Origin of the sequence: Pseudoalteromonas thalassia (assembly GCF_049257215.1) — a bacterium.
GTDB classification, from domain to species: Bacteria; Pseudomonadota; Gammaproteobacteria; order Enterobacterales; family Alteromonadaceae; genus Pseudoalteromonas; species Pseudoalteromonas lipolytica_C.
In genome coordinates, this window is the sequence record NZ_JBMMUE010000027.1 from 1 (window position 1) to 25350 (window position 25350).

27 protein-coding genes are annotated in these 25350 nt (G+C 40.8%); 20 read left to right on the plus strand and 7 right to left on the minus strand.

Features of this window, described 5'->3' with window-relative positions:
- Positions 1-784: 784 nt before the first annotated feature.
- The 3 genes from AAEU31_RS20045 to hslR form a co-directional block, all read right to left on the minus strand.
- Positions 785-2323: a phosphoenolpyruvate carboxykinase gene (locus AAEU31_RS20045; protein ID WP_138558773.1), complete on the minus strand. Its 1539-nt coding sequence runs from the start codon at positions 2321-2323 to the stop codon at positions 785-787.
- A gap of 277 nt (positions 2324-2600) precedes the next feature.
- The gene (gene hslO / locus AAEU31_RS20050) at positions 2601-3446 is read right to left on the minus strand and encodes an Hsp33 family molecular chaperone HslO (RefSeq protein ID WP_421968118.1); all 846 of its coding nucleotides are present in this window, start codon (positions 3444-3446) and stop codon (positions 2601-2603) included.
- Between the two features lie 12 nt (positions 3447-3458).
- On the minus strand, positions 3459-3881 hold the full coding sequence (gene hslR, locus AAEU31_RS20055; RefSeq protein ID WP_421968124.1) for a ribosome-associated heat shock protein Hsp15: 423 nt from the start codon (positions 3879-3881) through the stop codon (positions 3459-3461).
- Positions 3882-4087: 206 nt separating this feature from the next.
- Between hslR and gspC the strand changes: the two genes are divergently transcribed.
- The 13 genes from gspC (at position 4088) to AAEU31_RS20120 (ending at position 16139) form a co-directional block, all read left to right on the plus strand.
- On the plus strand, positions 4088-5029 hold the full coding sequence (gene gspC, locus AAEU31_RS20060) for a type II secretion system protein GspC (RefSeq protein ID WP_138558771.1): 942 nt from the start codon (positions 4088-4090) through the stop codon (positions 5027-5029).
- Between the two features lie 22 nt (positions 5030-5051).
- Positions 5052-7115: a type II secretion system secretin GspD gene (gene gspD, locus AAEU31_RS20065; protein ID WP_135922843.1), complete on the plus strand. Its 2064-nt coding sequence runs from the start codon at positions 5052-5054 to the stop codon at positions 7113-7115.
- Positions 7108-8673 carry a type II secretion system ATPase GspE gene (gene gspE, locus AAEU31_RS20070; RefSeq protein ID WP_135922842.1) on the plus strand — a complete coding sequence of 522 codons (1566 nt, stop codon included), beginning with the start codon at positions 7108-7110 and terminating at the stop codon, positions 8671-8673. Before gspD ends, gspE begins: the two co-directional genes overlap by 8 nt.
- Positions 8674-8675: 2 nt before the next feature.
- Positions 8676-9911: a type II secretion system inner membrane protein GspF gene (gspF, locus tag AAEU31_RS20075; protein WP_295512036.1), complete on the plus strand. Its 1236-nt coding sequence runs from the start codon at positions 8676-8678 to the stop codon at positions 9909-9911.
- 75 nt (positions 9912-9986) lie between these two features.
- Entirely contained in the window at positions 9987-10409 is a 423-nt protein-coding gene (gene gspG / locus AAEU31_RS20080) for a type II secretion system major pseudopilin GspG (protein ID WP_135922840.1), read from the plus strand.
- Positions 10410-10461: 52 nt separating this feature from the next.
- On the plus strand, positions 10462-11061 hold the full coding sequence (locus AAEU31_RS20085; RefSeq protein ID WP_135922839.1) for a prepilin-type N-terminal cleavage/methylation domain-containing protein: 600 nt from the start codon (positions 10462-10464) through the stop codon (positions 11059-11061).
- Positions 11061-11435: a type II secretion system minor pseudopilin GspI gene (gene gspI, locus AAEU31_RS20090; RefSeq protein WP_135922838.1), complete on the plus strand. Its 375-nt coding sequence runs from the start codon at positions 11061-11063 to the stop codon at positions 11433-11435. The genes AAEU31_RS20085 and gspI overlap by 1 nt, the downstream gene beginning before the upstream one ends.
- The gene (gene gspJ / locus AAEU31_RS20095) at positions 11435-12073 is read left to right on the plus strand and encodes a type II secretion system minor pseudopilin GspJ (protein ID WP_135922837.1); all 639 of its coding nucleotides are present in this window, start codon (positions 11435-11437) and stop codon (positions 12071-12073) included. The genes gspI and gspJ overlap by 1 nt, the downstream gene beginning before the upstream one ends.
- Positions 12070-13065, plus strand: coding sequence for a type II secretion system minor pseudopilin GspK (gspK, locus tag AAEU31_RS20100; protein WP_171040472.1), 996 nt, complete (start codon positions 12070-12072; stop codon positions 13063-13065). The genes gspJ and gspK overlap by 4 nt, the downstream gene beginning before the upstream one ends.
- Positions 13062-14273, plus strand: coding sequence for a type II secretion system protein GspL (gspL, locus tag AAEU31_RS20105; protein WP_138558769.1), 1212 nt, complete (start codon positions 13062-13064; stop codon positions 14271-14273). Before gspK ends, gspL begins: the two co-directional genes overlap by 4 nt.
- The gene (locus AAEU31_RS20110) at positions 14270-14743 is read left to right on the plus strand and encodes a type II secretion system protein M (RefSeq protein WP_135922835.1); all 474 of its coding nucleotides are present in this window, start codon (positions 14270-14272) and stop codon (positions 14741-14743) included. Before gspL ends, AAEU31_RS20110 begins: the two co-directional genes overlap by 4 nt.
- A gap of 3 nt (positions 14744-14746) precedes the next feature.
- Positions 14747-15505: a type II secretion system protein N gene (locus AAEU31_RS20115; protein ID WP_135922834.1), complete on the plus strand. Its 759-nt coding sequence runs from the start codon at positions 14747-14749 to the stop codon at positions 15503-15505.
- A 19-nt stretch (positions 15506-15524) separates the two neighbouring features.
- On the plus strand, positions 15525-16139 hold the full coding sequence (locus tag AAEU31_RS20120) for a UPF0149 family protein (RefSeq protein WP_421968119.1): 615 nt from the start codon (positions 15525-15527) through the stop codon (positions 16137-16139).
- On the opposite strand, the gene AAEU31_RS20125 is transcribed toward AAEU31_RS20120, so the two are convergent.
- Both AAEU31_RS20125 and AAEU31_RS20130 read right to left on the minus strand, forming a co-directional pair.
- Positions 16136-16339 carry a hypothetical protein gene (locus AAEU31_RS20125; RefSeq protein WP_135922832.1) on the minus strand — a complete coding sequence of 68 codons (204 nt, stop codon included), beginning with the start codon at positions 16337-16339 and terminating at the stop codon, positions 16136-16138. The two genes, AAEU31_RS20120 and AAEU31_RS20125, sit on opposite strands and share 4 nt — an antisense overlap.
- A complete protein-coding gene (locus AAEU31_RS20130) occupies positions 16339-16698 on the minus strand; it encodes a hypothetical protein (RefSeq protein ID WP_135922831.1) in 360 nt (119 codons plus the stop codon). Before AAEU31_RS20130 ends, AAEU31_RS20125 begins: the two co-directional genes overlap by 1 nt.
- A 267-nt stretch (positions 16699-16965) precedes the next feature.
- Between AAEU31_RS20130 and ccoG the strand changes: the two genes are divergently transcribed.
- From ccoG to AAEU31_RS20155, 5 genes are all read left to right on the plus strand, one after another.
- Positions 16966-18396, plus strand: coding sequence for a cytochrome c oxidase accessory protein CcoG (ccoG, locus tag AAEU31_RS20135; RefSeq protein WP_138558765.1), 1431 nt, complete (start codon positions 16966-16968; stop codon positions 18394-18396).
- A gap of 65 nt (positions 18397-18461) precedes the next feature.
- Positions 18462-19436, plus strand: coding sequence for a serine/threonine protein kinase (locus tag AAEU31_RS20140; RefSeq protein WP_135922829.1), 975 nt, complete (start codon positions 18462-18464; stop codon positions 19434-19436).
- Positions 19437-19466: 30 nt separating this feature from the next.
- Positions 19467-20090, plus strand: coding sequence for a thiol:disulfide interchange protein DsbA/DsbL (locus AAEU31_RS20145; protein ID WP_421968120.1), 624 nt, complete (start codon positions 19467-19469; stop codon positions 20088-20090).
- An 18-nt stretch (positions 20091-20108) separates the two neighbouring features.
- Complete coding sequence (locus AAEU31_RS20150) at positions 20109-20747, plus strand: thiol:disulfide interchange protein DsbA/DsbL (RefSeq protein ID WP_421968121.1); 639 nt, start codon at positions 20109-20111, stop codon at positions 20745-20747.
- A 57-nt stretch (positions 20748-20804) separates the two neighbouring features.
- Positions 20805-21260 carry a 2-thiouracil desulfurase family protein gene (locus tag AAEU31_RS20155; protein ID WP_253040150.1) on the plus strand — a complete coding sequence of 152 codons (456 nt, stop codon included), beginning with the start codon at positions 20805-20807 and terminating at the stop codon, positions 21258-21260.
- Positions 21261-21262: 2 nt separating this feature from the next.
- Here AAEU31_RS20155 and trmA read toward each other — a convergent pair whose 3' ends face one another.
- The gene (trmA, locus tag AAEU31_RS20160; protein WP_135922825.1) at positions 21263-22360 is read right to left on the minus strand and encodes a tRNA (uridine(54)-C5)-methyltransferase TrmA; all 1098 of its coding nucleotides are present in this window, start codon (positions 22358-22360) and stop codon (positions 21263-21265) included.
- 164 nt (positions 22361-22524) lie between these two features.
- Between trmA and AAEU31_RS20165 the strand changes: the two genes are divergently transcribed.
- Complete coding sequence (locus AAEU31_RS20165; protein WP_421968122.1) at positions 22525-23643, plus strand: DUF5610 domain-containing protein; 1119 nt, start codon at positions 22525-22527, stop codon at positions 23641-23643.
- A gap of 66 nt (positions 23644-23709) precedes the next feature.
- On the plus strand, positions 23710-24504 hold the full coding sequence (gene murI / locus AAEU31_RS20170; protein ID WP_421968123.1) for a glutamate racemase: 795 nt from the start codon (positions 23710-23712) through the stop codon (positions 24502-24504).
- Here the strand turns inward: murI and AAEU31_RS20175 are convergent.
- On the minus strand, positions 24467-24946 hold the full coding sequence (locus tag AAEU31_RS20175; protein WP_135922822.1) for an RNA recognition motif domain-containing protein: 480 nt from the start codon (positions 24944-24946) through the stop codon (positions 24467-24469). The two genes, murI and AAEU31_RS20175, sit on opposite strands and share 38 nt — an antisense overlap.
- Positions 24947-25350 lie beyond the last annotated feature (404 nt).

Genomic DNA, 25350 nt, shown 5'->3' on the forward strand with positions numbered 1-25350 from the left:
GTAGTGAAACGAAACAGCGCCGATGATAGTGTGGCATTTGCCATGTGAAAGTAGGACATCGCCAGGCTCCAAATTAAAGAAAGCCCGATTCGAAAGAGTCGGGCTTTTTTGCGTTTAAGCTATCCACACAACGTGGCCTGTTCATTCTTCAGGTAGGTTGGGTAGAGCGAAGCGAAACCCAACATAAACACAGAGATATCAGACGTCAGATATTAGTTGTCAGTTGATCTACAGGGAATTTGGTAACAGAGACTGCCTCAGCAACAAACTCCGTAGGAGGCACTTCAGTGCCGAATAAGTTAAACAAAAACATTCATGGTTAAAGTCATTCCTATGTGATGCGTATCTCAGGCGGCAGATAATAGATGTCAGTTGATCTACCGAGTTGTCAGGTAACTGAGTCTCCCTCAGTAACAAAGCCTCGTAGGAGGCACTTCAGTGCCGAATTCAAACTAAAACAAACACATTCATGGCTAAAGCCATTCCTACAAGTACACTTTGCCTAGAGCCTAGAGCCTAGAGCCTAGAGCCTAGAGGCTAGAGGCTAGAGGCTAGAGGCTAGAGGCTAGAGGCTAGAGGCTAGAGGCTACAGCCTCCGGCAGATGGAGACGTAGTACCAGACACCTCCACCGCGCGGCTGACATCTGGCGGCTGAAAGCTCTATTGATGTTGGGTTTCGCTTCGCTCTACCCAACCTACGGCAGACTTCAAACGTAACTCATGATCCAAAAACAAAAACGCCAGCATATAGCTGGCGTTTTTAAATCTGAAGGTAAGCTTGATATTAAGCTTTTGGACCTGCTGATTTGATTGCTTCTGAAACATCGTATTTAGCGAAGTTTTCAGTGAAGTCTGAAGCTAGTTTGTTTGCGTATTCTGCGTACTTCTCTTTATCTTCCCATGTGTTGATTGGGTTAAGAAGTTGGCTGTCTACACCAGGTACTGCCACTGGTACATCTAGGTTAAGTACGTCGATGTGTTGAGTTTCTACGTCAGCTAGTTTACCAGATACAATAGCATCAACTACAGCACGTGTCGTTGGGATATCGAAACGTTGACCAGTACCGTAAGGGCCGCCTGTCCAGCCTGTGTTAACTAGGTATACTTTTGCGCCGAATTCACGTACACGCTTCATTAGAAGCTCTGCGTAAACACCTGCAGGGCGTGGGAAGAACGGAGCACCGAAACATGTTGAGAATGTAGACTCGATGTCGCTAGTTGAACCGATTTCAGTTGAACCAACTTTCGCAGTGTAACCGCTTAGGAAGTGGTACGCTGCAGCTTCTTCAGTTAGTACTGAAACTGGAGGTAACACACCGCTCACGTCACATGTTAAGAATACAACGGCTTTTGGCTCGCCAGCTCGGTTTTCTACTTTACGTTTTTCAACGTGCTCTAGAGGGTAAGCTGCACGGCTGTTCTGTGTAAGGCTGGTATCATGGAAATCTGGTACACGGTTTTCGTCAAGTACCACGTTTTCTAAGATTGTACCGAAGCGAATTGCATTCCAAATAACTGGTTCGTTCTTTTGTGATAGGTCGATACATTTCGCGTAACAACCACCTTCGATATTAAATACGCTACCAGGTGCCCAACCGTGCTCGTCATCACCAATAAGGAAACGAGTAGGATCCGCTGATAATGTTGTTTTACCTGTACCAGATAAACCGAAGAATAAGGCTGTGTCGCCTGCTTCACCTACGTTTGCAGAACAGTGCATTGGTAATACACCTTTTGCAGGAAGTAGGAAGTTTTGAACAGAGAACATTGATTTCTTCATTTCGCCTGCGTAGCGCATACCAGCCAGTAACACTTTACGTTGTGCGAAGTTGATGATTACAGTGCCATCACTGTTAGTGCCATCGCGCTCTGGGTCACATACAAATGAAGGTACGTTCATGACCTGCCACTCTGGGAAGTCAGCAGTATTGTATGTTTGTGGTTCGATAAACATGTTTTTGGCAAAAATGTGATGCCATGCAGTTTCTGTTGTTACTACAACTGGTAAATAATGCTCAGGATCAGCGCCAACTTCTAGGTGAGAGATGAAGTGGTCGTTGCTTTTCACGTGTTGTTCTACACGTGCCCATAACGCGTCAAACTTGTCTGCATCGAATGGGCGGTTTACGTTGCCCCATTGGATTTCGTTTTCAGTGCTTGGCTCTTGAACAATAAAACGATCTTTTGGAGAGCGGCCAGTGCGTTCACCGGTTTTTGCAACAAAAGCACCATTAGCGGCTAGGGTCCCTTCGCCACGACGAATAGCGTGTTCGACAAGTTCAGCTGCAGTAAGATCAACAAAACTAGTAGCGTTTGCAGTCATGTTTATACCTAAATTGTGAGAGATTGAACGGGATAGCTCTGGGGTTCTTAGTTTTCCCTTTTGCTAAAAGAATAGTAACAGAAGGATTAGGGATATTCGAGTGTCTGAAGGGCTTAAAAAGGCATATATTTGGCAAAAAACATGAATAATTTCAATGATACCGGTGTCATAAAATGTCACTTTTTCATGACACCGGTATCATTAGTTTCTAAACTTTTTTTAATAAAAAAGCCGCACTCAGTGCGGCTTTTAATATAATAATATTATAGTTGCAGTTTTAATTGAAAATAGACTTTATTTCTTGTTCATCGAAAATGTAGTCTTTTAAGCAATAGTGGCAGCTAATTTTCACTTCACCATTTGCTTTTACATCTGTAAGTAATTCGTCTTGGCCTACATTAACGAGTGCAGCAATAGTTTTGTCTCTGCTGCAACCACAACGGAAATTGATTGCTTGTGGCTCGAATAACTGCGGGTTGTCTTCATGATATAGACGAGTCAGTACTGTGTTTGCATCTAAGTGTAATAATTCATCATCTTTGATGGTATTACTGATAGCTTCAAGATGCGTAAAGTCTTCAACTGACTTTTCTTTATTTACAGGCAATACTTGTAAAAATAAGCCAGCAGCTTTTGCTGATTCTGCTGTAACCTCAGTTGCAAACCAAAGGCGTGTTTTTAACTGCTCTGATTGTTCAAAGTAGTTTTCAAGACATTTATCTAAGCTATCGTGCTCTAGTGGCACAATACCTTGGTAACGTTCGCCTTTTGTAGGTGTAATAGTAATAACCATGTAGCCATTACCAATTAGTTCTTTAATAGTGCTGCCTGTTACTTCACCCTGCAGGCGAGCGACACCACGCATATTTTGTTTATCGTCACCATTAATTACAGCGTATTTTACAGGACCATCACCTTGTAGTTGTACGGCGATTTCACCTTCAAACTTTAATGTGGCTGTTAATAAGCATGTCGCAACGAGCAATTCACCTAACAGTGTTTGCACTGCAACAGGGTAATTATGGTTCGCGATCATTTCTTGATAAGTTTTGTCAATTTGTACGAGTTCACCACGTACATCAAGCTGATCAAATATATAACGATGAAGTAAATCTTGTTGCATGAGTTGCATTACCTAACTTGATTTCAGTTTTAACAGTTCACGTCTTTGCTTTTTATCTGGTTTACGCTCAGGATGTGGAGCAAAGAAGCTGTTGTTCTTACGGGCGATAGCATTTGCTTCGCGTTTCTCAATACTTGCTTGAGTTTCTTGGTATAAGGTTTGTGCAATGGGGGCGCCTTGACGTTTTTCAAGGATCTTTTCTATTATCACAACCTTTTCGTCGACTCCTTGCAGCAGTTTTACGACTGCACCCACCTCGACGATCTTGCTGGGTTTTGTTCGTTGTCCATTATAATGTACTTTGCCACCTTGCACCATGTCTCGTGCGACTGAACGAGTTTTGTAAAAGCGGGCAGCCCATAACCACTTATCAAGGCGCACGCTTAACTCATCTTTAGTATCTTTCGACTGCTGAGTGTTACCTTTTGACACAATTGTGCTCTTTTAAAGCTGCTAATATATAGACAAAATCTACCATGAAACTTAATAACAAAGAAATAGTCATAGCTATTCCTTACCTGCTTTGTTCTGCAAAATAACCTCGTTTACAAAGTTTAATATAGGTGTGCTTGTTGAATGAAAAATGAAAAGGTACTATAGGCCAGCTATCAAGCTGTAAATTAAAAAAAGAAATAGAGTATATGGAACAACACTTACAACAAGTTAGACAGTTTTTAAACGGCTTACCACACGCCAAGCTAAGTGCACTTGTAGTGCTGTTAGTTGTTGTTTATATTGCATTTTTATCTTCAAAGTTGTTTTGGCTAGTTTGGCCGGAGCCTGATACCAAAGCATTGCCAATCAATAGCGGTTATACCACTTCAAAACGAGTTGAAACCGTAAACTCGAGACAAATAATTGAGCAAAATTTATTCGGTAAAGCAGTAGCCGAAAGTAAAAATGATACAAAAAAACAGAATAAAGTTATTAACAATGCCCCTGAAACTCGCCTCAGTATAAATCTGACTGGCATTGTTGCGGTAAGTCAAAATGATCAAGCTGGTCTTGCAATAATTGAATCACAGGGTAAACAAGAAACTTATGTGGTTGATGATGCTGTTCAAGGCACTCGCGCAAAGCTAGCTCAGGTATTACCTGACCGTGTCATTTTAGATGTTAATGGCCGTTTCGAGACTCTAATGCTAGATGGACTCGACTTCACTAAAACAGTGTCTATGCCAGTATTGGCAGAGCGTGAAGAGCCAGCTTTAATGGATGGTCCTCAGCTTGATGAAATTGAACAAATTAACGCGACAGAAGATGAAGAGGTAAAAGACGCTCTTATCGAGACCCGCGAAGAAGTATTAGACGATCCAGGGAAATTATTTGACTACATTCGTGTTTCTCAAGCGATGGTAGACGGTGAATTGGTGGGCTACCGCTTAAGCCCAGGAAAAGACCCTGCGCTATTTAAGCAAATGGGATTAATGAATAATGATTTAGCTATTGCAATAAATGGCTATCAATTAAACGATTTAAAACAGGCAATGTCAGCAATTAACGAATTACGAAATAGTACTGACGCCAGCATCACTATCGAACGCGATGGTGAGCAAATTGATGTGCAATTTAGCCTGCAATAACTAGCTTTGGAGTTTTTATAGAATGGTTCACGCGCTACACCTCAGAAAAATTAAGAAAGGGTTAGCAAAATATGCAGCGCTTTTTTTATTAACAGGATTATCGCTTTCAGTTTCTGCTGTTGAATATGCAGCAAACTTTAAGGGAACAGATATTAATGAATTCATTAATATCGTGGGTAAAAACCTAAATAAAACGGTGATTATTGACCCTAGTGTGCGCGGTAAAGTGAATGTGCGCAGCTACGAATTAATGGATGAAAAACTCTATTATCAGTTCTTCTTAAATGTACTCGAAGTATACGGTTATTCAGTGGTAGAAATGGATAACGGTATTATCAAGATTGAGAAAAGCTCAGACGCAAAAAAATCAAACGTCCCTTTGATCACTGAAGATAATCAAGCCAGTGGCGATATGATGGTGACGCGTGTCGTTAGAGTGAAGAATGTTAGTGTACAAGAATTAGGCCCACTCATTCGTCAGTTTAATGACCAAAAAGATGGTGGCCATGTTGCTAACTTTAATGCTGCAAACGTGATGATGTTGACAGGCCATGCTGCATCGGTGAACCGCTTAGTGGAAATTATACGCTCAGTTGACCAAGCGGGTGATAAACGCGTTGATATCGTAAAACTTAAATTTGCTACCGCAGACGATGTAGTGTCTGTTGTTGATAATATTTACAAAGATGGTGGCAAAGGCAGCATTCCAGAGTTTTTGATCCCTAAAGTTGTTGCTGATGGACGTACTAACAGTGTGATTGTCAGCGGTGAAGCACAGGCACGAACTCGTGCTGTTGATCTTATCAGTCGCCTAGATGGAGAGCTTGAAAACCAAGGTAATACCAAGGTTATCTATTTAAACTACGCAAAAGCTGAAGATCTTGTGAAAGTATTACAGGGTGTGAGTAAAACGCTAGCAGAAGATGCGCAAGGTGGTGCAACTAAGACTCGCACGCGCAACCAAAACGAAACAAGTATTGAAGCGCACCCAGATTCTAACTCGCTGGTTATTACTGCCCAGCCAGATACCATGCGCTCACTTGAACAAGTAATAGACCGTCTTGATGTACGCCGAGCGCAGGTACTTGTCGAGGCTATTATCGTTGAAGTGTTAGAAGCTGATGGTATCAATTTAGGCTTGCAGTGGATTTCAGAGCAAGGCGGGATGATGCAGTTCAACAACGGCACAACAGTGCCTGTTGGTTCGTTAGCTGTTGCAGCTGAGCAAGCACGTGATAAAACGGTACAAAAAACGATTACAGGCAGTGAGACTGGTAATACAACGCCATATGAAGAAACTGTAGAAGGTGATTTAGGTCCTTTAGGGCAATTGCTTGGTGGTATTAACGGACTCGCAATGGGTATCGTGAAAAATGACTGGGGTGCAATTATTCAAGCAGTATCTACAGATACTAACTCAAACATTCTTGCCACACCGTCTGTTACGACCATGGATAACGAAGAAGCGTCGATGATTGTTGGTCAAGAAGTACCTATTATCACAGGTTCACAAACAGGCTCAAATAACGCAAATCCATTCCAAACAGTTGAACGTCAAGAAGTGGGTGTAAAACTTAAAGTAACACCGCAAATTAATGACGGCTCTGCAGTACAGCTAACAATTGAACAAGAAGTATCAAGTGTTAGTGGCGCTACAGCAGTTGATATTTCAGTTAATAAGCGTGCTATTAAAACCACGGTTATGGCTGACGATGGTGGCATGGTTGTGCTAGGTGGCTTGATTGATGAAGATGTGCAGGAAAGTGTATCTAAAGTGCCATTATTAGGAGATATCCCTGTACTTGGTCATTTATTCCGTTCAACAAGTACAAATAAGCGCAAGCGTAACTTGATTGTATTTATTCGTCCTACCATTGTGCGCGATGGCATTAGCATGAATAAACTGAGCCACTCGAAATATAACTTTATCCGTGGCGAACAACATAAACAAAAAGAAGATGGTATTGATTTAATGCCGTTGACGGATGCACCAATCCTTCCTGAATGGAATGACGCTTTGGTATTACCGCCAACTTACGAAGAGTACCTAAAACAACAAAACGCGAATGAGCGCAACGATGACTAATGCAATTACCGAGATTAATGACGAGTTAGTCCATGACACGACAACTACTCATGATGAGCTTTTAACAAGTGATGATCTTGTTAGCTTGCCAACGAAGCGGTTGCCGTTCTCGTATGCACGTCGCACAGGCGTATTGCTAAGCAAAAATCAAGATAACTGGACTGTGTTTTATCGCGGTGAGTTAAACCTAGATGCACTGCTTGAAGTACGTCGTATTGCCGGTCATGGTTTTTCGTTAGAGCAATTACCAGATGATAAATTTGAGCTATTGCTAGAGGCTTCGTACCAGCGTGATAGTTCTGAAACGCAACAGATGATGGAAGATATTGGTAACGAGGTTGATTTATTCTCGTTGGCCGATGAATTACCGCAAACTGAAGATCTTTTGGCTGGTGATGATGATGCACCAATCATCAAACTCATTAATGCCATGCTTAGTGAGGCGATTAAAGAAGGTGCCTCGGATATTCATATCGAAACATTCGAGCAAGAACTTGTTATTCGCTTTAGGGTTGATGGCGTTTTAAAAGAAGTATTAAAACCTAATCGTAAACTCGCTTCATTGTTAGTGTCGCGAATTAAGGTTATGGCAAAACTCGATATCGCAGAGAAACGTATCCCGCAGGATGGTCGAATTAGTTTACGTATTGCTGGTCGTGCTGTTGATGTGCGTGTATCAACGATGCCATCAAGCTTTGGTGAGCGTGTCGTGCTGCGTCTACTTGATAAAAATAATGCTCGCTTGAATCTTGAAGATTTAGGGATGACTGAGCGTAATCGAGAGCTATTTGCTGATTTAATTAGTAAGCCGCACGGTATTATCTTAGTAACCGGTCCAACAGGTTCTGGTAAAAGTACCACCTTGTATGCGGGTATGAGTCAAATTAACTCACGCGATCGCAACATTCTTACCGTTGAAGATCCAATCGAGTACGAGATCCCAGGTATTGGGCAAACTCAGGTAAATACTAAAGTAGATATGACCTTTGCACGCGGTTTGCGTGCCATCCTTCGTCAAGACCCTGACGTAGTAATGGTTGGTGAGATCCGTGACCTTGAAACAGCACAAATAGGTGTTCAAGCGTCATTAACTGGTCACTTAGTAATGTCGACTCTGCATACTAATACGGCAGCCGGTGCAATCACACGTATGGAAGACATGGGTGTTGAGCCTTTCTTACTTTCTTCGTCCCTGCTTGGTGTATTGTCGCAACGCCTAGTGCGTACTTTATGTAATACTTGTAAAGAAGGTCACATTGCCGATGAACGTGAGTGCCAGCTACTGGGTGTAAACCCTGCTGAGCCACCAACAATTTACCGAGCTGTGGGTTGTGAAGAGTGTAACTTTAACGGTTATCGCGGTCGTACAGGTATTCATGAATTATTAGTTGTTGATGAAACAATTCGTGAAATGATCCACAGTGGTAAAGGTGAGCAAAGCGTTGAGAAATACATCCGCAAGCATAGCCCAAGTATTCGTCAGGATGGCTGTAGCCGTGTATTAGCTGGCCGTACAACCTTAGAAGAAGTCTTACGTGTAACACGTGAGGAAGGTTAACTATGGCAGCGTTTGAGTACCGAGCCTTAGATGGTAAGGGTAAAGAGAAAAAAGGCATTCTTGAGGCCGATACGGTAAAACAAATTCGCCAAACTTTGCGTGATCAAGGCCTAATGCCTTTAGAGGTTGTTGCTGCGGCAGAAGGCGAAAAACAAGTGAAAGGGGCTAAAAAGTCTCTCTTTAGTGGTTTTTTTAAGCCAAAGATCTCCACCTCAGATTTAGCTTTAATTACCCGTCAGCTTGCCACCTTGATTCAATCGGCTTTACCTGTGGAAGGGGCTGTAATGGCGGTCGCAGAGCAATGTGAGAAGCCACGCTTAAAGCGCATGTTGATGGCCGTACGCTCAAAAGTAGTTGAAGGCTATACGCTTGCCGATGGCATGAGTGAGTTTCCGCATGTGTTTGATGATTTATATCGCGCAATGGTGGCAGCGGGTGAAAAGTCAGGTCACTTAGATCAAGTTCTTAATCGTTTAGCTGATTACACGGAACAACGACAGCATATGCGTAGTCAAATAACACAAGCGATGGTGTATCCGACTATCCTTGTTGTATTTGCAATTGCTATCGTATCTGTGTTGCTCGGTACTGTAGTGCCTAAGATTTTAAAGACATTTGAAAAGTCTAAGCAAGTTTTACCTTGGACTACAGAATGGGTTATGGCGGCCAGTAACTTTGTACAAAATTACTGGTTTATTAGCTTGGTGATCATAACTGCCATAGCGGTAGGCATAAAACAGGCGCTGAAACGACCGCATATTCGCTATTGGTTTGATGAAAAAGTGTTGTATTTACCGGGTATTGGTAAAGTAGCCAGAGGTGTTAATACTGCCCGCTTTGCACGAACATTAAGTATTTTATCATCTAGTTCGGTGCCCTTACTTGAAGGAATGCGTATTTCAGGTGGGGTATTAGTGAACGAAAAAATGAAAAAATCGGTGCAAGATGCAGCAACGCGTGTCAGTGAGGGGGCCAGCCTTCGTGCTGCACTTCAGCAAACGAAGCTGTTTCCACCGATGATGCTACATATGATTGCCAGTGGTGAAAAATCAGGTGAATTGGAACAAATGCTAGAACGCGCGGCAAACAACCAAGATCGCGAGTTTGAAAGCATGGTTAATGTATCGTTAAAGCTCTTAGAGCCAGCGATGATAGCTTCAATGGCTGTTATTGTTTTGTTTATTGTAATGGCGATACTGCAACCAATTATGGCAATGAATAAAGCTGTAGGTCTTTAAATCAGGGAACGGTAGAGTAGCAGTTATTACTGTCGCTCTATAATAATTTATTGAAGTAAGTTAGAGGTATTTTTTGTGAACAAACAGTCAGGTTTCTCATTATTAGAAGTCATGGTGGTACTGGTTATCATCGGTATGATTATGTCAATTGTGGCGCCAAATATTATGGGGCAGCAAGAAGAAGCAGCAATCGACAAAGCACATCTAGATATTCAACAAATCGAAGATGCGTTAAGTCTCTATAAGCTTAAGAACAAAACGTATCCTACGACAGAGCAGGGGCTTGAAGCACTTGTTACTAAAACGAGTATTGAGCCTATTCCTAAGCGTTTTCCTGATGGTGGGTTTCTTGAAAAGCTACCAGAGGATCCATGGGGTAATCCATACCAGCTAATCAGCCCAGGAGAAATCGGTAAAGTTGATATTTTCTCGATGGGTCCGGATGGTGAAGCCGGCACTGATGATGATATCGGTAACTGGGATGAAGAAAAGCAATAATGTATATGCTTAGCCATTTGCTCAATGTTATTACTGAACAAGGCTTACTGTTATGGTAAGCCTTGGTCGTTTGCATTTGGCTTCTCGGGCAGGCAGTGCCAAAGGGTTTAGCCTCATCGAAATTTTAATGGTGCTTGTGGTAATTGGCTTTGTTACCAAAATGGTCGCTTATAGTTTCGATGGGGGGGCAGAGGAAGAACTCGAAAAACAAGCGCTCAAAATACATACCGCGATTAATATGGCATCTGAGTTCGCCATCTTGAATCAAGTTGAGCTCGGTTTTCATATTGATAAAGAAACACTTGAATTTTTGGTTTTTGATGGTGAAAAATGGATAACTTTTGACCGTGAAAAACTATTTGCACCAATTAAAGTCGATGAACGGTTTAAGCTAACACTAAATCTTGATGATTTAGCATGGGCTGAACAAAACTTACTTGAGCAGTCTAACTGGCGCGAGTTAATGAGTGGCGGTGATGAAGATAGTTTACTTGAGTTACAAAAGCTGAAAATACCGCAAGTGCTTATACTCTCTTCTGGCGAGGTGAGTGCGTTTCAATTGGTTTATGAGCTTAAAGATGAGCGTGAGCCGCAATACTTTATTGAAGGCGAATTCATGGCCCCTGTTAAGCTTCGTAGGGAACCAGAATAATGATTAAATCAACAGGTTTCACGTTATTAGAAGTAATGGTTGCACTCGCTATTTGCGCAATGGCGGGCATTGCCGCTATGCAGGCGACTGGTGAGCACATTAATCATCTTTCGTCGATAGAAGAGCAAACATATGCATCATGGGTTGCTGAAAATGTCATGGTTGAGCAACGAGCCAAAGGTGAAAAGTGGGCAGGGAAGAACGGCACAAAAGGGACGCAGACACTCGCAGGTTTTGACTGGTATTGGCGACAAGATGTCGTGCCAACTGCTGACAAAAGCTTTGTTAAAGTGACTATTAATGTATTTGCAGATGAAAAGTTAGAATACCCAGTTTATGAGCTTTCTACTTATTTAAATAAAGGTGATAAGTAGTGAAGCAACGCGGTTTTACTTTGCTTGAAGTGATTATTGCCATGGGCATTTTAGCTTTCGTGGTGCTCTCAACACATCAAATATTAGACTCGACGACCAAAGCCAAAGATGCCTCAGATGAAACCATTGCTGAACTTAACGGTTTACAAACATTGTTTCGGCTGATGGACCAAGATTTTAGTCAGATGACTAAGCGCCAAGTGCGCAATGAAGCCGGTGATTTTCAAGATACGTACATTTTAGCAGGGCGCTACGTATTGGACAGCCAATACGATGGTATTGGCTTTGTACGAGATGGCTGGGTTAACCCAATAAACTTACTACCACGCTCTGAATTACAAGCTGTTGGTTATCGCGTTATTGATGATAACTTAGAACGTGTTTACCGCGTTTATGTTGATCAATTAGATAATATTGAACCACGCTCTCAAGTGATTCTAGAAGATATTGAAGAACTTAAGTTTGAGTTTTTAGATGATAAAGATGAGTGGCAAGAGCAATGGCAAATAAAAGCACTTCCTAAAGCGGTTGCCGTCACCATTAAAAAAATTGAGCAAGAGCCAATTCGTCGCGTATTTTTAGTGCCAGGTGAAGGTAAAGTTACGACCTCAACACAAGGAGCGAATAGTCAGCCATGATTAGTTTTAAACGCTCTCAAGGTGCTGCACTCGTGATTGTGTTATTTATTGTAGCGCTTGCTGCTATGTTAGCTGTCGAAATGAGTGCTAATTTAATGGTGCAGGTACAGCGCAGCAGCAATATTCAAAATCATCAGCAAGCAAAGTGGTATGCGTTTGCCGCTGAAGAATTAGCAATTAAAGCGCTAAAACAAGCTAAAGAAGATGATCCAGATAAAACACATTTAGGGCAAGTGTGGGCACAACAAGGAGGGGTTCCTTATCCAGTTGATCATGGCATGTTAACTGGGACAATCACAGATTTACAGGCGTGCCTAAATTTGAATGCATTGCATGCTGAACCTGACCTAGAAAAAGATCCTAATAACAAAACAAATCCAGCACATAAAGCGCTCTTAGCACTATTAGAGAATATAGAGGATTTACCCTCTGATGAGTCAGAAGAAGCCATGGCTGATAGCGTTTATGATTGGCTAGATGCTGATAGCATTACCTATCGCTCAGGTGCCGAAGAAGACGAATACTTATCGCGAGATTATCCTTATATGACAGCTAATAGTTATTTCGCTTCTCCATCTGAACTGCGTTTAATAAAAGGTTTTAACCCACTAGTGATGGAAAAAATACTACCATTCGTGTGTGTGATCCCAGGTAGTGAACTCATGGCTATTAATGTAAATACGCTACCGACAGAAAGTGCGATTATTTTAAGCTCACTCATTGAGGGGCTTAGTCTTTCTGGCGCAGAAACCGTTTTATCATCACGCCCTGAAAAAGGCTTTGATGATTTAGAAGCATTTTTTGAAGAGGTAAATCAACAGGGCGCACAGAATGTGAAAGCAGTTGAAGGCCTGTTCACCATCAACAGTGAATACTTTAAACTACAAACGCAGGCTGAATTTGCAGAGCTGCGTTTTTCGATGACCACCTTACTCCATGCCAATAATGGTAAAGTAACGATACTGGCGCGAAAATTTGGAGGCGTACAGTGACAGAAATATTGTTGATCCGTACGGGTCATACATTAACAGACAGCCTTAACTGGCTTATTTACTCACCAACAGAAGAAGAAATAATTGCTAGTGGCGATATTGCCAACGCGGCACATCTTGGTGAACTAACAGAAAAAGCACAATCACGTGAGGTCGTTGTTCTATTGCCAAGCGACCAAGTGCAATTAAAAACAGTAGCACTGCCAACTAAGTGGAGTCGTAAGCTAGAGCAAGCACTTCCTTACATGCTAGAAGAAGAAATAGCTTGCGATGTCGACGATTTATTTATCGCAATCGCTGAGCCAACAACTATCGAAGAAAAGCATGCAATTAATATTGCGATGACTGACCGAGAGTGGTTTGAGCAATGGTTAGCTCAATTTAGTGAGCACGCTATTGAAGTATTTAAAGTACTTCCTGACGCATTATTGTTGCCACGCGTTGAGGATCATACTCAGCTTCGCGCTGTAGAGTTAAATGGTCAGTGGTTATGTAAGCTTGGTGATTGGCATATAGCAGCTGTAGAAAAGAGTTGGTTGCACGGTTATTTAACCGCTATAGGTAATCCTAGTGTTGCTCATTTTAGCCCGGCAACTGACTTTCCAGACACGGTCACACTGACAGCCAAAACAGAGCAGTATGATTTGCCTTTAGCCTTGTTTGCAAAGCAATTACCTGAAGTAAGTTTTAACTTACGTCAAGGTATTTACCAGCTAAAGAAAAAATCTGCTATTTGGTGGGGCTATTGGAAAAAAGCGGCGATTGCTGCTGGCATCGCTTTAGTGTGTAGTGTTGGTGTTAAGTCTCTCGAACTTTATAAACTTAACAGCCAACTAGAAGCAACCAAAGCAGAAGTCGTCTCAAATTATCAACGTGCTTTTCCTAATAAAAAGGTACGTCCGCAATTAATTCGAAGCCAAATTCGTAACGAGCTGGCACTTATTGAGGGCGGAAATAGTGCAGGTTTCTTAGACTTAACTAATGATCTGGTTGCAATCTTTGCAGAAGTGAAAGATTTTACCCCAGAGACACTCCGTTATGATCATGGCCGCAATGAATTACGTATTCGTGCGCGAGGCAAAGATTTCCAATCATTTGGCAAGGTGAAAGCTATCTTAGAACAACGTGGTTTAACGGTTGATCAAGGTTCCTTGAATAATGATGGCGATTATGTCGTTGGTGAAATTAAGTTGCGAGGTGCTGCATGAAAGACCAATTAATTAATTATTGGCGTTCATTAAAAGAACAAGAGCAGCAACTTGTCATGGTTGCTGGCGTTGTGTTTGTGATTTTTGTGCTAGTAATGGGTGTGTTCAGGCCTCTCAATACAGCAATAGAAAAAGCTGAACAAGACAATATTAAGCAGCAAGAACTACTTGCTTGGGTAGATGACAGTATCGTCAAGCTTAAAGCCAGTGGTAGCGCGCGAGTCACCAATAACCGTAATTTAAGTCAAATTGTCAACAGTACTCGTAACCGTTATCAGATCACGATTAGCAAAATGCAACCAAATGATAATTCATTACGCTTAACAATTGATTCTGTTGAATTTAATAAACTTGTTGAGTGGCTTGATGAGCTGGTCAATTCGCAAGGGGTTCTCATCGAAAATTTAGATTTAAGTAAAGATGACAAGCCGGGCTTTGTGCGTGTAAGTCGTTTGGTACTAGAGAAGTAAGCGATGAAAAAAATTATTTTATTAATCACTGTGTTTGTGATGTGTTTTTTGGTGTTTACGCTTATTAAAACACCCGCCAGTGTTGCACTCGATTTAGCGGCACCTCATTTACCAAAACAATTGCAGTTGGGTAAAGCCAGTGGCTCACTGTGGGACGGCCGTGTAATGCAAGTGCGTTTTGATGGTGAACAATTAAATAATGTTCGTTGGCAATTATCGGGCTGGTCACTATTTACAGGTAAGTTAGTAGGTACTGTTCGCTTTGGAGACCCACGTGATAAGGCTGATATTTCTGGCCGCGCAGACTTTTCATATGGGCTATTTAATCAGTCAGTCACTGTTAAAAATACCACCTTACGTTTAACTGTTGAGCGTGCAATGGAGCGCCTAAAGCTGCCATTACCCATTAATGCTCAAGGACGTGTGATTGTTGACCTAGATGAATACAGTTCTGGTCAGCCTTACTGTGACAGCTTAGCAGGTGAAATTGCCAGTCCTAATATTGATGTGCAAGGGATGAATGGCTGGTTCAGTATTGGTCCGTTAAGTGGTCGCTTAAGTTGTAAATCAGGTGATATTGCAGTACTGGTTGATCCTGATAATCGTTTAGGGCTTGAAGCTGATGCAACATTAAAAGCGAATTTAGATTTTAAAGTTGCAGGTTATATTAAACCAGAGGCAAGCTTACCAAAAGAAGTGCATGATGCTGCAAAGTTTCTTGGTCGTGCAGATAATGAAGGTCGATATCCGCTTAACTTTTAAACTGGACTAATAGAACAATATGCAATTACCTGAGTTTTCAAAGCAGCAAAGTGATTTACTGAGCCAATTTTTGGCACAGCAACAAAATGCTCTTTCATTAGCGCAAGCCCAAGGCTATTTGTTTGCAGTAATTTGCGCACCAGAGCCGCTTGATGTTCATCAGTGGTTAGAAGAAATTGCGCCAGGCTGTGATGGGCAAATGGATGAGCAAGTATTGTTTGCTTTTATGGCCTTGTACCAAACAATTAGTGAACAAGTATTTGAAACCGGCTTTTCATTGCCTGTGAGCTTGCAATTTAGCTCACAAGGACAGGACTATTTAGATATTCAAGAATGCCAGCATTGGAGCCAAGGCTTCATACACGGAGCACAAGGCTACCTGAATAAGCTATTGGGTGCGCCGCACTTAGCCGATGAGCTCAAAGAAGCATTAGCAACCGCCTTACAGAGCTTAGGTTTTTTTACCATTGAAAGTACTGAAATCGCCGCTATTGCAACCGAAAATGGTTTATCTGAAGGACAGCTTTGCCAGCAGCAATATGAAGTAATGAATGAGTTTGCCACTGGTTTTGCTGAACTAATAGAGGTGGCTGCGGTAAATAGCCAGCTTTATAATGATGAGGGCTGGAATTAACCCAGCTCTAATAGAATATCTGTGCAACCTTTTGCACAGCGCACAACGCCTTTACCTGGTTGATCTGTTTTTAAATCTAAGGTGAGGGCACCTTTACAAGTTTCACAGTACAAGGTTTGTCCTTTGCTCAGCTTTTTTAGCATATTGCGTTGCTTTGCAAATGAGTCACTCGTTCTTTTATTAAGCGCTGAAAAATCCACTACTTGTTTAACCTTTCTTCCAATGCATTTGCGACAATACTACACACGCGGTTTAGGCGCTCGCCGTAAAAGTATAAATTAATATCTTTTTCTCGGCAGTAATGCAAATGGAATACTTGCAGCTTTTCATCGGTTGTAAATGTGTCTTCAACATACTCTAGCTCAGAGTTTGATAAATTAAGTTGGGTCTTAATATTACTTTTAGCTAGATTAGCAGCTGGGCTTCGATTTACTTTACTAGCATCAGAAAGCAAGCTTATGCCATCGCCTAATAAGCGCTCTCTAGGCTCTTTGATCAAAGGGTGGTCAATCGTGAACAATGCTAAAACAATAAGCACTAAAATAAGAAATTTTTTCATAACACAATCATCTTTGATCTAAGTAAAGGAGGTTTAGTGACAAGTTTAATAAAATGGTTGTTTTAAAAGCAAGCAGATAAGATTAAATAGTTAAAAATAATAGGTGAGATCAAAACCTGAAATTTTTTATAGATTGAGTATAATAGCAACGATAGGTTAGAAGTTTCAGAAATCTTTGAATGTAATGAGATGTATTCTGATTTGCTTAGTTGATTTTGCAAGCCTATAAATGAAAAACATATTTCCTAGTGGCGTTGAGGAATTTTGATGGATAAACAAATTAAAGTTAAAAATATCCCAACGGAAGTAAAAATCCAAAAACCGGAAAATGCTTCCCTTGATGATAGGTTTAATCCACGTAACCGAATTTATGTAAGAGCTGTAACAGGTTTACATCAATTACTTAGGCAGCGAATTGGCTTTGTAGGCATGCTTGCGTTTATGCTTCTTCCTTGGATTAATTTTCACGGCCAACAAGCTGTATTGTTTGATTTAGTAGGTCAGAAATTTAATATTTTTGGGTTGACGCTTTGGCCGCAAGATTTGACTATCCTTGCTTTCATTTTAATGCTGGCAGCGTTTGCATTATTCTTAGTGACTACTTTTTATGGACGTGTCTGGTGTGGTTATACCTGTCCACAAACTGTTTGGACTTTTATTTTTATTTGGTTTGAAGAAAAGTTTGAAGGTAGTGCCAATCAACGTAAAAAGCTTGATCAGCGTCCTATGGACTTTGATAAATTTTGGCGTAAAACTGCGAAGCACACCAGCTGGTGGTTATTTTCACTTTATACCGCCTTTACCTTTGTCGGTTACTTCACACCTATTCGCCAGCTACTACCTGATCTGTTTACGCTTGATGCAACAGCGTATTCGTATATTTGTTTAGCGGTATTTGCGGTGTGTACTTATGGTAACGCGGGTTGGATGCGTGAAATTATGTGTTTACATATTTGTCCTTATTCACGCTTTCAATCAGCGATGTTCGATAAAGATACCTTCACGGTAAGTTATGATGAAGCGCGCGGTGAAAGCCGTGGCCCACGTTCACGTAAACAAGATCCAAAAGAGCTTGGCTTAGGTGATTGTATTGACTGTAACTTGTGTGTGCAGGTGTGCCCAACCGGTATCGATATTCGTAATGGTTTACAATATGAGTGCATTAACTGTGGTGCGTGTATAGATGCATGTGATGGAGTAATGGATAAAATGAATTATCCACGCGGGCTTATTTCGTACACTACAGAGCGCAATTTAGAAACGCCAGATAATAAAACTCATGCGTTGCGTCCTAAATTAATTGGTTATCTCGTTATTTTAGTAATCTTAACCGGTGCTTTGATCACTAATATTGCGATGCGAAAACCAATGGATTTTGACATTATTCGCGACCGTAATCAGTTATACCGAGTTGACTTTAACGGCTTGGTCGAAAACACCTACACACTAAAAGTGATCAATAAAGCTCAGTACGACCAGACGTTTAATATTAGTGTTGAAGGGTTAGATAACTTTGAATACATAGGTAAGCAAAGTTTTACCGTTTCATCTGGCGAATCGTATAACGTACCTTTATCACTGGTTGTTGATCCCTATGATTTGAAGAAACCGATGACTAAGTTCGAATTTATACTTTCTGTTGATGGTCAGCCAGATGTGCAGATTTCGCAGTCGAGTAACTTCTTTAAAGGACAATAATTCAGTACACTGAGCAGATGAATAAAAAGCGGGGTTTTCCCGCTTTTTTTATATGATGAGACATTATGAGTAAATTTAGTTTTGTTGACCTGACGCCTGATTCAATTTTAGATGCAGTCGAGAGTATAGGTATTTATGCTGAATCAGGTTTATTGGCTTTAAATAGCTACGAAAATCGTGTTTATCAATTTAAAGCAGAAGATGGTCATCGTTATGTCGTTAAGTTCTACCGACCTGAGCGTTGGAGTAAAGAGCAAATTTTAGAAGAGCATGCATTTGCCTTTGAGTTGGCCGATGCAGAGGTGCCTGTTGTTGCACCAGTGCTAAAAGATGGGCAAAGCTTATTTGAACATAATGGTTATTTATTTGCTTTGTTTCCAAGTGTTGGTGGTCGAATTTTTGAAGTTGATAATTTAGATCAACTCGATGTGCTTGGCCGTTTAATCGGACGAATGCACCAAGTAGCAAAAGCCGCTCCTTTTAAACATCGTCCGGTGATCAGTTGCGAAGAATACCTACAGACAGCTAAAGTTCAGTTACAAGCAAGTAACTTGGTGCCCATGTCACTTGAAAACCCTTTTTATACAATTTTAGATTTAGTTATCAAAGAAACCACCGAGCAGTATAAAAATGTTGAAACTATCCGCCTGCACGGCGACTGTCATGCTGGAAATATATTGTGGTCAGGTGATGCATTGATGTTTGTTGATTTAGATGACAGTCGTCAAGGTCCTGCAATTCAAGACTTATGGATGATGCTCAGTGGCGATCGTAACAATCAACTGTTACAGTTAGACACCTTAGTGGCTGCTTATGAAGAATTTTGTGACTTTGATCACAGCCAATTAAAGTTAATTGAGCCACTCAGAGCGATGCGCATGGTTCATTATATGGGCTGGCTTGCAAAAAGATGGGATGATCCGGCATTTCCTCGGAACTTTTCTTGGTTTGCTGAAGACAAATACTGGGAACAGCAAATATTAGCCCTAAAAGAACAACTTGCAGCGTTACAAGAAGCGCCGTTAAAATTATTACCATAAATTTTAAATTTAATTAGAGACGAGAAAACAATGTTCAAAAAATTAAAGTTAAGTCTACTTATTTTATGTTTACCATTCGCAGCATTAGCAGCGAATTTTGAAGCGGGAAATCAATACGAAGTATTAAACGTTGAAAAAAGTAAAGCGCCGCAAGTTACAGAGTTTTTCTCATTCTATTGTCCACATTGTTTTCAATTTGAGCCAGTTGCAAAAGCGCTTGCGTCTAAATTGCCAGAAGGCACAGAGTTTGTAAAAAGCCATGTTAACTTTTTAGGTGGTGTTTCAAAGCAAACACAAAGTAACCTAAGTTATGCTTACCTAATTGCTAAACAGCATGGTAAAGGTGAACAAGTTGCTGACCAAATTTTTAATAGCATCCACAAGCAACGTGTACTGCTTCAAGACCTAAAAGATGTTAAAGCATTACTCGCCACTAACGGTATTACAAGTGACGTGTTTGATACTGATATTGCGAGTATGCCAGTGATCAGCGCAGAGAAGGCAATGCGTGACAAGCAACAGCAGTACTCAGATATGGGCGCATTAACAGGTGTACCTACTTTTATCGTTAATGATAAATATAAAATTAATTTAAATACCATCAAGAGCCAACAGATGCTTGATGAGTTAGTCGCATTTTTATTAAAACAATAATGTTGGAGTGATGAAGTAATGATCAAGTTAGTAAAGGCTGCATTAATGGCTATGACGCTAGGTTTAGCGGCTAATGCAACGGCAGCGCAATACGAAGAAGGGAAGCATTATGAAACAATTGATGCACGCGCTTCTAAAAAGCCAGAAGTAAAAGAGTTCTTTTCATTTTATTGCCCGCATTGTAATAACTTCGAGCCAGTAGTAAAAGAGCTTAAAACGCTTCTGAAAGAAGGTGTTAAGTTCAAAAAGAGTCATGTGAACTTTTCCGGCCCTCGTGATCCAGAAATTCAAACTATCTTAGCGCAAGCTTATGCAATAGCGAATGTATTACCACAGAAAGATGCATTAGTCGCGGCTGTGTTTAATCATATTCATGGTAAGCGTGCACGCATTAATGAATTAGCTGATATGAAAGACATCTTCGTTTCACAAGGTGTAACAGCAGAAGACTTTGATAAGTACTACAACAGTTTTTCTGTACGCACGATGGCCTCTAAAATGGCACGTGATCAAGAATACTATCAACAAAAAGGTGCTTTAAAAGGCGTTCCAACCTTTATCGTTAATGGTAAATATCGTTTAATCTTAGGTGCAGACTCAGGTATTAGCGATGCTAAAAGCATGGCTGGTTTAATTAATTACCTAGCAGATAAGTAAGCTTAGCTTAATTAAAATAAAAGCTCCGTTCGCGGAGCTTTTTTGTTGGTACAGCACATGCAAAAATTATTAGTTTCAAGTTGTTTATTAGGAAACCCTGTTCGTTATGATGGGCAATCGCAAAATTTACTTCATCCAGGCTTAGAAACACTCAAACAGCAGGGAAGGCTCATCGCATTCTGTCCTGAAGTAGCTGGTGGGCTGCCCACGCCAAGACCGCCTGCAGAAATAAAAGCAGGAAGAGTACTTACCAAAGATTCGCAGGATGTAACTGTACAATTTGCTTACGGCGCAGAACAAGCACTTAAGCTTTGTCAAAAGCAGGGCATTCGTTATGCATTATTAAAAGAGTCAAGTCCTTCATGCGGTCGCAATACTATTTACGATGGTAGTCATTCTGGAAAGAAAATTTCAGGCATGGGATTAACTGCAAAGCTGTTAACCGAGAATAATATAGCAGTCTACAGCGAGCAGCAGTTGCCAGCGCTATTTGCTGCGCTGGCAGAGAAATGATTTTATTTGCGTTGCAAAAACACACCTGATTCGATGTGGTGGGTATAAGGGAATTGATCGAAGATCGCAAAACGTTTTACTTCATGGGTTTTACATAGGTGATCAAGGTCACGCTCAAGGGTGTCTGGATTACACGAGATATAAATAATATTGTCGTAGTTAGCAACTAAGTCACACGTTAGCGTGTCCATGCCTGCGCGTGGTGGATCTACTAAGATTGTTTGGCAGTTATAGCTTGTCAGGTCAATGCCATCTAAACGAGAGAAAGTACGCTCGCCTTTCATCGCTTGAGTAAACTCTTCACTCGACATACGAATGATATCTAAGTTCTCAACTTTATTCTGCGCGATATTGTATTGCGCTGAGTAAACCGATGATTTTGAAATCTCTGTGGCTAATACCCGGTCGAATGAACCCGCAAGGGCAATTGAGAAATTACCATTCCCGCAGTATAGCTCCAGTAAGTCATTGCTAAGTGGCTGGCATAGCGCTTGTGCCCACTCTAGCATCTTGATATTCACTTTCGCATTCGGTTGCGTAAAGCTATTTTCGACTTGTTGATAAATTAATTCTTTACCGTTTACATTAAGACGCTCAATGACGTAATCGTTACCAATCACTTCTTTTTGCTTACGTGCACGGCCAATAAAATCAATTTTAAACTGTGCGCTTAATTTTGTTTTCAGCTCTTTAATTGCTTGTAACCACTGCTCATCTAATTGTTTGTGATATAACAAGCTAACAAGGATTTCACCACTTAGGCTAGAAAGGTAATCAATTTGAAATAACTTACGGCGCAGAATTTCGCTGCCCTTTAAGTTTTCGATCATGGCTTGCATCACTTCACCTACTAAAGGTGCTGCAGGGTCAAACTCATCAACACGAATTTTCTCTTTGGTTTGCTGATCAAACATGATGTGAAATAAGTCTTCACCCTCATGCCATACACGAAACTCTGCACGTTGGCGGTAATGAATAGGATCAGAGCCAAACACCTCTAATTTTTCGACTCCAAAACGTCGAAACTGGTTAGTGATGCGCTGCTCTTTCTCACTCAATTGTGCATCGTATTGAGTTGTATCAATTTTTATAACCGCCATGGCTGATTACCTTTTATCTCTTAGCTTTATAACGGCGCTATTGTAGGGAGCGCTGAGGATTTGTCTAGTTTTGTTATTTATTTTAGTGTCGTTTTTTTATACAAAAAACTTAAGTTATGTGGTTTTTGGCCGATAATGAGATAACCATAACATGGAGTCGGATCATGAAAATTGGCAATCTAGGCTATATACCTAATACAAATGTGAATAAATACAATGGCAAACAGGTACTGCAGCAGCCTGCCATTCAAAATCGTCAAGACAGTTATCAGCAACGCGGGCGAGAGCTGGCAGCAAAAGTACTTGATGATAAACTAGCTGCAGCTCTTGGCTTACCTAAAGCTGAAGAGAAAAAAGATAAACCGCTATTTGATTTTGAAGAGATCGTTAAAAACGTACTCGACTTTGTTGGTGGTGCACTTCGCAAAGCAAAAGCCGATGGTGCTGATGATGAAAAACTCAAAGGCATGCTAGGTGATGCACGCAAAGGTGTGCAAATGGGTATCGACGATGCGTATGATGAGCTCAAAGAGTCAGGCATTCTTAATGATGATATAAAAGAAGGCATCGAAAAATCTAAAGAAGGCATCTATAAAGGTATAGATGAGCTAGAAGATGATTTATTCAACCCTAAACCGAACGCAGTTTCAGTAAGCCAAGCCCAATACCTTAGTTTAAGTAATAACGCAGAATACACTTTTACAACGGCTGAAGGTGATGAAGTAAGTATTAGCTTTGCAGATGCCTATGAAAGTAAATCGGCAAGTAGCTATAGTAAAAATGGCGATAACGAAGCGTTTGTTAGTGAATCTTCGCAATCACGCGACTTGTCATTTTCGATGACAGTCAATGGTGATTTAAATGAGCAAGAGCAACAAGCTATCAATGAATTGATGGAAGACTTGCAAAGTGTCAGTGAGACATTCTTCTCTGGTTCATTAGAAGAAGCCTTTGAACAAGCGAAAGAGTTGAACTTAGGTAATGAACAACTCGTTGGCTTTACGATGGATCTGAAACAAACCAAAACAGTGGCTGCGATAAAAGGCTATGAAGAATATAAACCAGCTCCTGAAAAAGAAGTCGCCGAGAAAATAGCGCCGTTTAATGACGACCTAAAACAGGCATTTAATAAAGCCGGCGACATAGGTTTGCAAAATGAACTAGCTGGTATCTTACAATGGTTGAATCAAGACAAAGAGGAAGTCAGTAAGTTAGTTGATTATACCAAAGCAATGTTCGAGCAAATGAACAAGTTGCGTTCAGCTTCTGAGCAAGACTCATAACCGCAACTTTCTTTTTCTAAAACTGCATGGCAAACTGCTGGCCTTTGATGATCCGAGGTAAGCAGTTTGTCAGTCCATATTATGGTGTTTGATTCAGGTATAGGCGGAACCACTGTACTTGAACAGATCCAAGCATTGATCCCAAATGCTGATTATAGCTATTTCATGGATAATGCATTATTACCTTATGGTTCTCAAAGCCAACAAACCATTATTGACCGCTTACTTGCTTTACTTTGCTTTATAGAAAGTAGAGCGCTGCAGGTAGATATACTAGTAATAGCCTGTAACACCGCTTCAACATCAGCCTTAGAGGCAATTCGACCTTATACCAATATAGAAGTTGTCGGTGTAGTGCCAGCGATCAAGCCTGCGTGCGCTATAAGTAAAAGTAAACATATCGGGTTATTGGCAACCCCATCAACAACCAAGAGCCGCTATACTGCAAACTTAATTAGTACTCATAGCCAAGGCACTCGAGTCAGCTTATATGGTTCAACGACGCTTGTGGAAATTGCAGAAGCACTATTTCATACGCAGATACTTAATGAAGCAAAGCTTGCAAAAGTATTGAGTGATTTAGCGATAGCAGAAGAGATAGATGTGTTGGTACTTGGCTGTACGCACTTTCCATTACTTGCCAGCGCGATTAGTAATTACTACAAACAACGGATTATACTTATTGATTCAGGCAAAGCGATTGCTAAGCGGGTTGAGAGTTTAATCTCTTTACGTGGCTTTACCTTTACAACAGGTAAAAAAAAGCCGCTGCACTATTATGCAACGGCTCCTATTTGTCATTCGCAATTAAGTGTAGAACTCATTACGCTGACTGATCAGATCCCTCGCGGAAACCATTAGCCTCGTTCTCTTGTTTTTGTTTTGCTTCACGTACTTTTAAAGTACGTTGCTGGAACTCACTATCATTTAATTGATTAATTGCATTATCTGCATCCACTTCAGCCATTTCAACAAAACCAAAGCCACGGCGTTTACCTGTATTTTTATCTTTTAATAAACGTACGTTGAACACTTTGCCTTGTTCTTCAAATAAAGCACGAACAACACCTTCATTTGCACGATAAGGTAGGTTGCCAACATAAAGTGTTTTTGTTTTTACTTCGGCCTCCTCACTTGACGTTGATGAAAGAGCTGCGATAACTAAAGCACCAATTAATAAGCCTGCACCAAATAGCAATGCTGGGTCTAACGCTAAGCTCGCAAATGCAAACTTAACAACAACAAACCCTAATACAGCAAGAATAACGGAGAAAAGAAAAGATTTTTGATCGGGTAATTTCATTTTGATCTACCAATAAACAAGAAATAAACATTAATTTAACATTGTGAACTTGCTATCTTAACGCGTTAAATGAACATAGCAATGAAATTTGCATTAAATTATGAATATTGGCTTAAAAAACAGCCATAATCGCAACCTGTTTTGCTATTTTCGGTAAATTTAGTTCGCTTTTTGAGCGAACAGTAAAAAGATCAAAAAAAAGTGTTGATCTGTTTTTAGATCTCCCTATAATGCGACCCCACTGACACGGCGGACAGCAACGAAAGACGCTGAACAACGTAGCAGAGAGTTAAGTGAAACTTCGGTTTCAAATTATCGAAAGAAAGTTTGAAATTAAGTGTTGACTCGAAAAATTAAGGATGTATTATACGCATCCCTAGCGACAACGTCGCAACGTTCTTTAA

Bases quoted from the DNA above. Each gene is read 5' to 3' on its own strand.
- AAEU31_RS20120 (WP_421968119.1), top strand. From the start codon at position 15,525: ATGCAATTACCTGAGTTTTCAAAGCAGCAAAGTGATTTACTGAGCCAA.
- AAEU31_RS20150 (WP_421968121.1), top strand. From the start codon at position 20,109: ATGATCAAGTTAGTAAAGGCTGCATTAATGGCTATGACGCTAGGTTTA.
- AAEU31_RS20130 (WP_135922831.1), bottom strand. From the start codon at position 16,698: ATGAAAAAATTTCTTATTTTAGTGCTTATTGTTTTAGCATTGTTCACG.
- gspF (WP_295512036.1), top strand. From the start codon at position 8,676: ATGGCAGCGTTTGAGTACCGAGCCTTAGATGGTAAGGGTAAAGAGAAA.
- gspE (WP_135922842.1), top strand. From the start codon at position 7,108: ATGACTAATGCAATTACCGAGATTAATGACGAGTTAGTCCATGACACG.
- gspC (WP_138558771.1), top strand. From the start codon at position 4,088: ATGGAACAACACTTACAACAAGTTAGACAGTTTTTAAACGGCTTACCA.
- AAEU31_RS20085 (WP_135922839.1), top strand. From the start codon at position 10,462: ATGGTAAGCCTTGGTCGTTTGCATTTGGCTTCTCGGGCAGGCAGTGCC.
- AAEU31_RS20115 (WP_135922834.1), top strand. From the start codon at position 14,747: ATGAAAAAAATTATTTTATTAATCACTGTGTTTGTGATGTGTTTTTTG.
- AAEU31_RS20140 (WP_135922829.1), top strand. From the start codon at position 18,462: ATGAGTAAATTTAGTTTTGTTGACCTGACGCCTGATTCAATTTTAGAT.
- AAEU31_RS20145 (WP_421968120.1), top strand. From the start codon at position 19,467: ATGTTCAAAAAATTAAAGTTAAGTCTACTTATTTTATGTTTACCATTC.
- gspD (WP_135922843.1), top strand. From the start codon at position 5,052: ATGGTTCACGCGCTACACCTCAGAAAAATTAAGAAAGGGTTAGCAAAA.
- gspK (WP_171040472.1), top strand. From the start codon at position 12,070: ATGATTAGTTTTAAACGCTCTCAAGGTGCTGCACTCGTGATTGTGTTA.
- ccoG (WP_138558765.1), top strand. From the start codon at position 16,966: ATGGATAAACAAATTAAAGTTAAAAATATCCCAACGGAAGTAAAAATC.
- hslO (WP_421968118.1), bottom strand. From the start codon at position 3,446: ATGCAACAAGATTTACTTCATCGTTATATATTTGATCAGCTTGATGTA.
- AAEU31_RS20165 (WP_421968122.1), top strand. From the start codon at position 22,525: ATGAAAATTGGCAATCTAGGCTATATACCTAATACAAATGTGAATAAA.
- AAEU31_RS20155 (WP_253040150.1), top strand. From the start codon at position 20,805: ATGCAAAAATTATTAGTTTCAAGTTGTTTATTAGGAAACCCTGTTCGT.
- gspI (WP_135922838.1), top strand. From the start codon at position 11,061: ATGATTAAATCAACAGGTTTCACGTTATTAGAAGTAATGGTTGCACTC.
- AAEU31_RS20110 (WP_135922835.1), top strand. From the start codon at position 14,270: ATGAAAGACCAATTAATTAATTATTGGCGTTCATTAAAAGAACAAGAG.
- trmA (WP_135922825.1), bottom strand. From the start codon at position 22,360: ATGGCGGTTATAAAAATTGATACAACTCAATACGATGCACAATTGAGT.
- AAEU31_RS20045 (WP_138558773.1), bottom strand. From the start codon at position 2,323: ATGACTGCAAACGCTACTAGTTTTGTTGATCTTACTGCAGCTGAACTT.
- AAEU31_RS20175 (WP_135922822.1), bottom strand. From the start codon at position 24,946: ATGAAATTACCCGATCAAAAATCTTTTCTTTTCTCCGTTATTCTTGCT.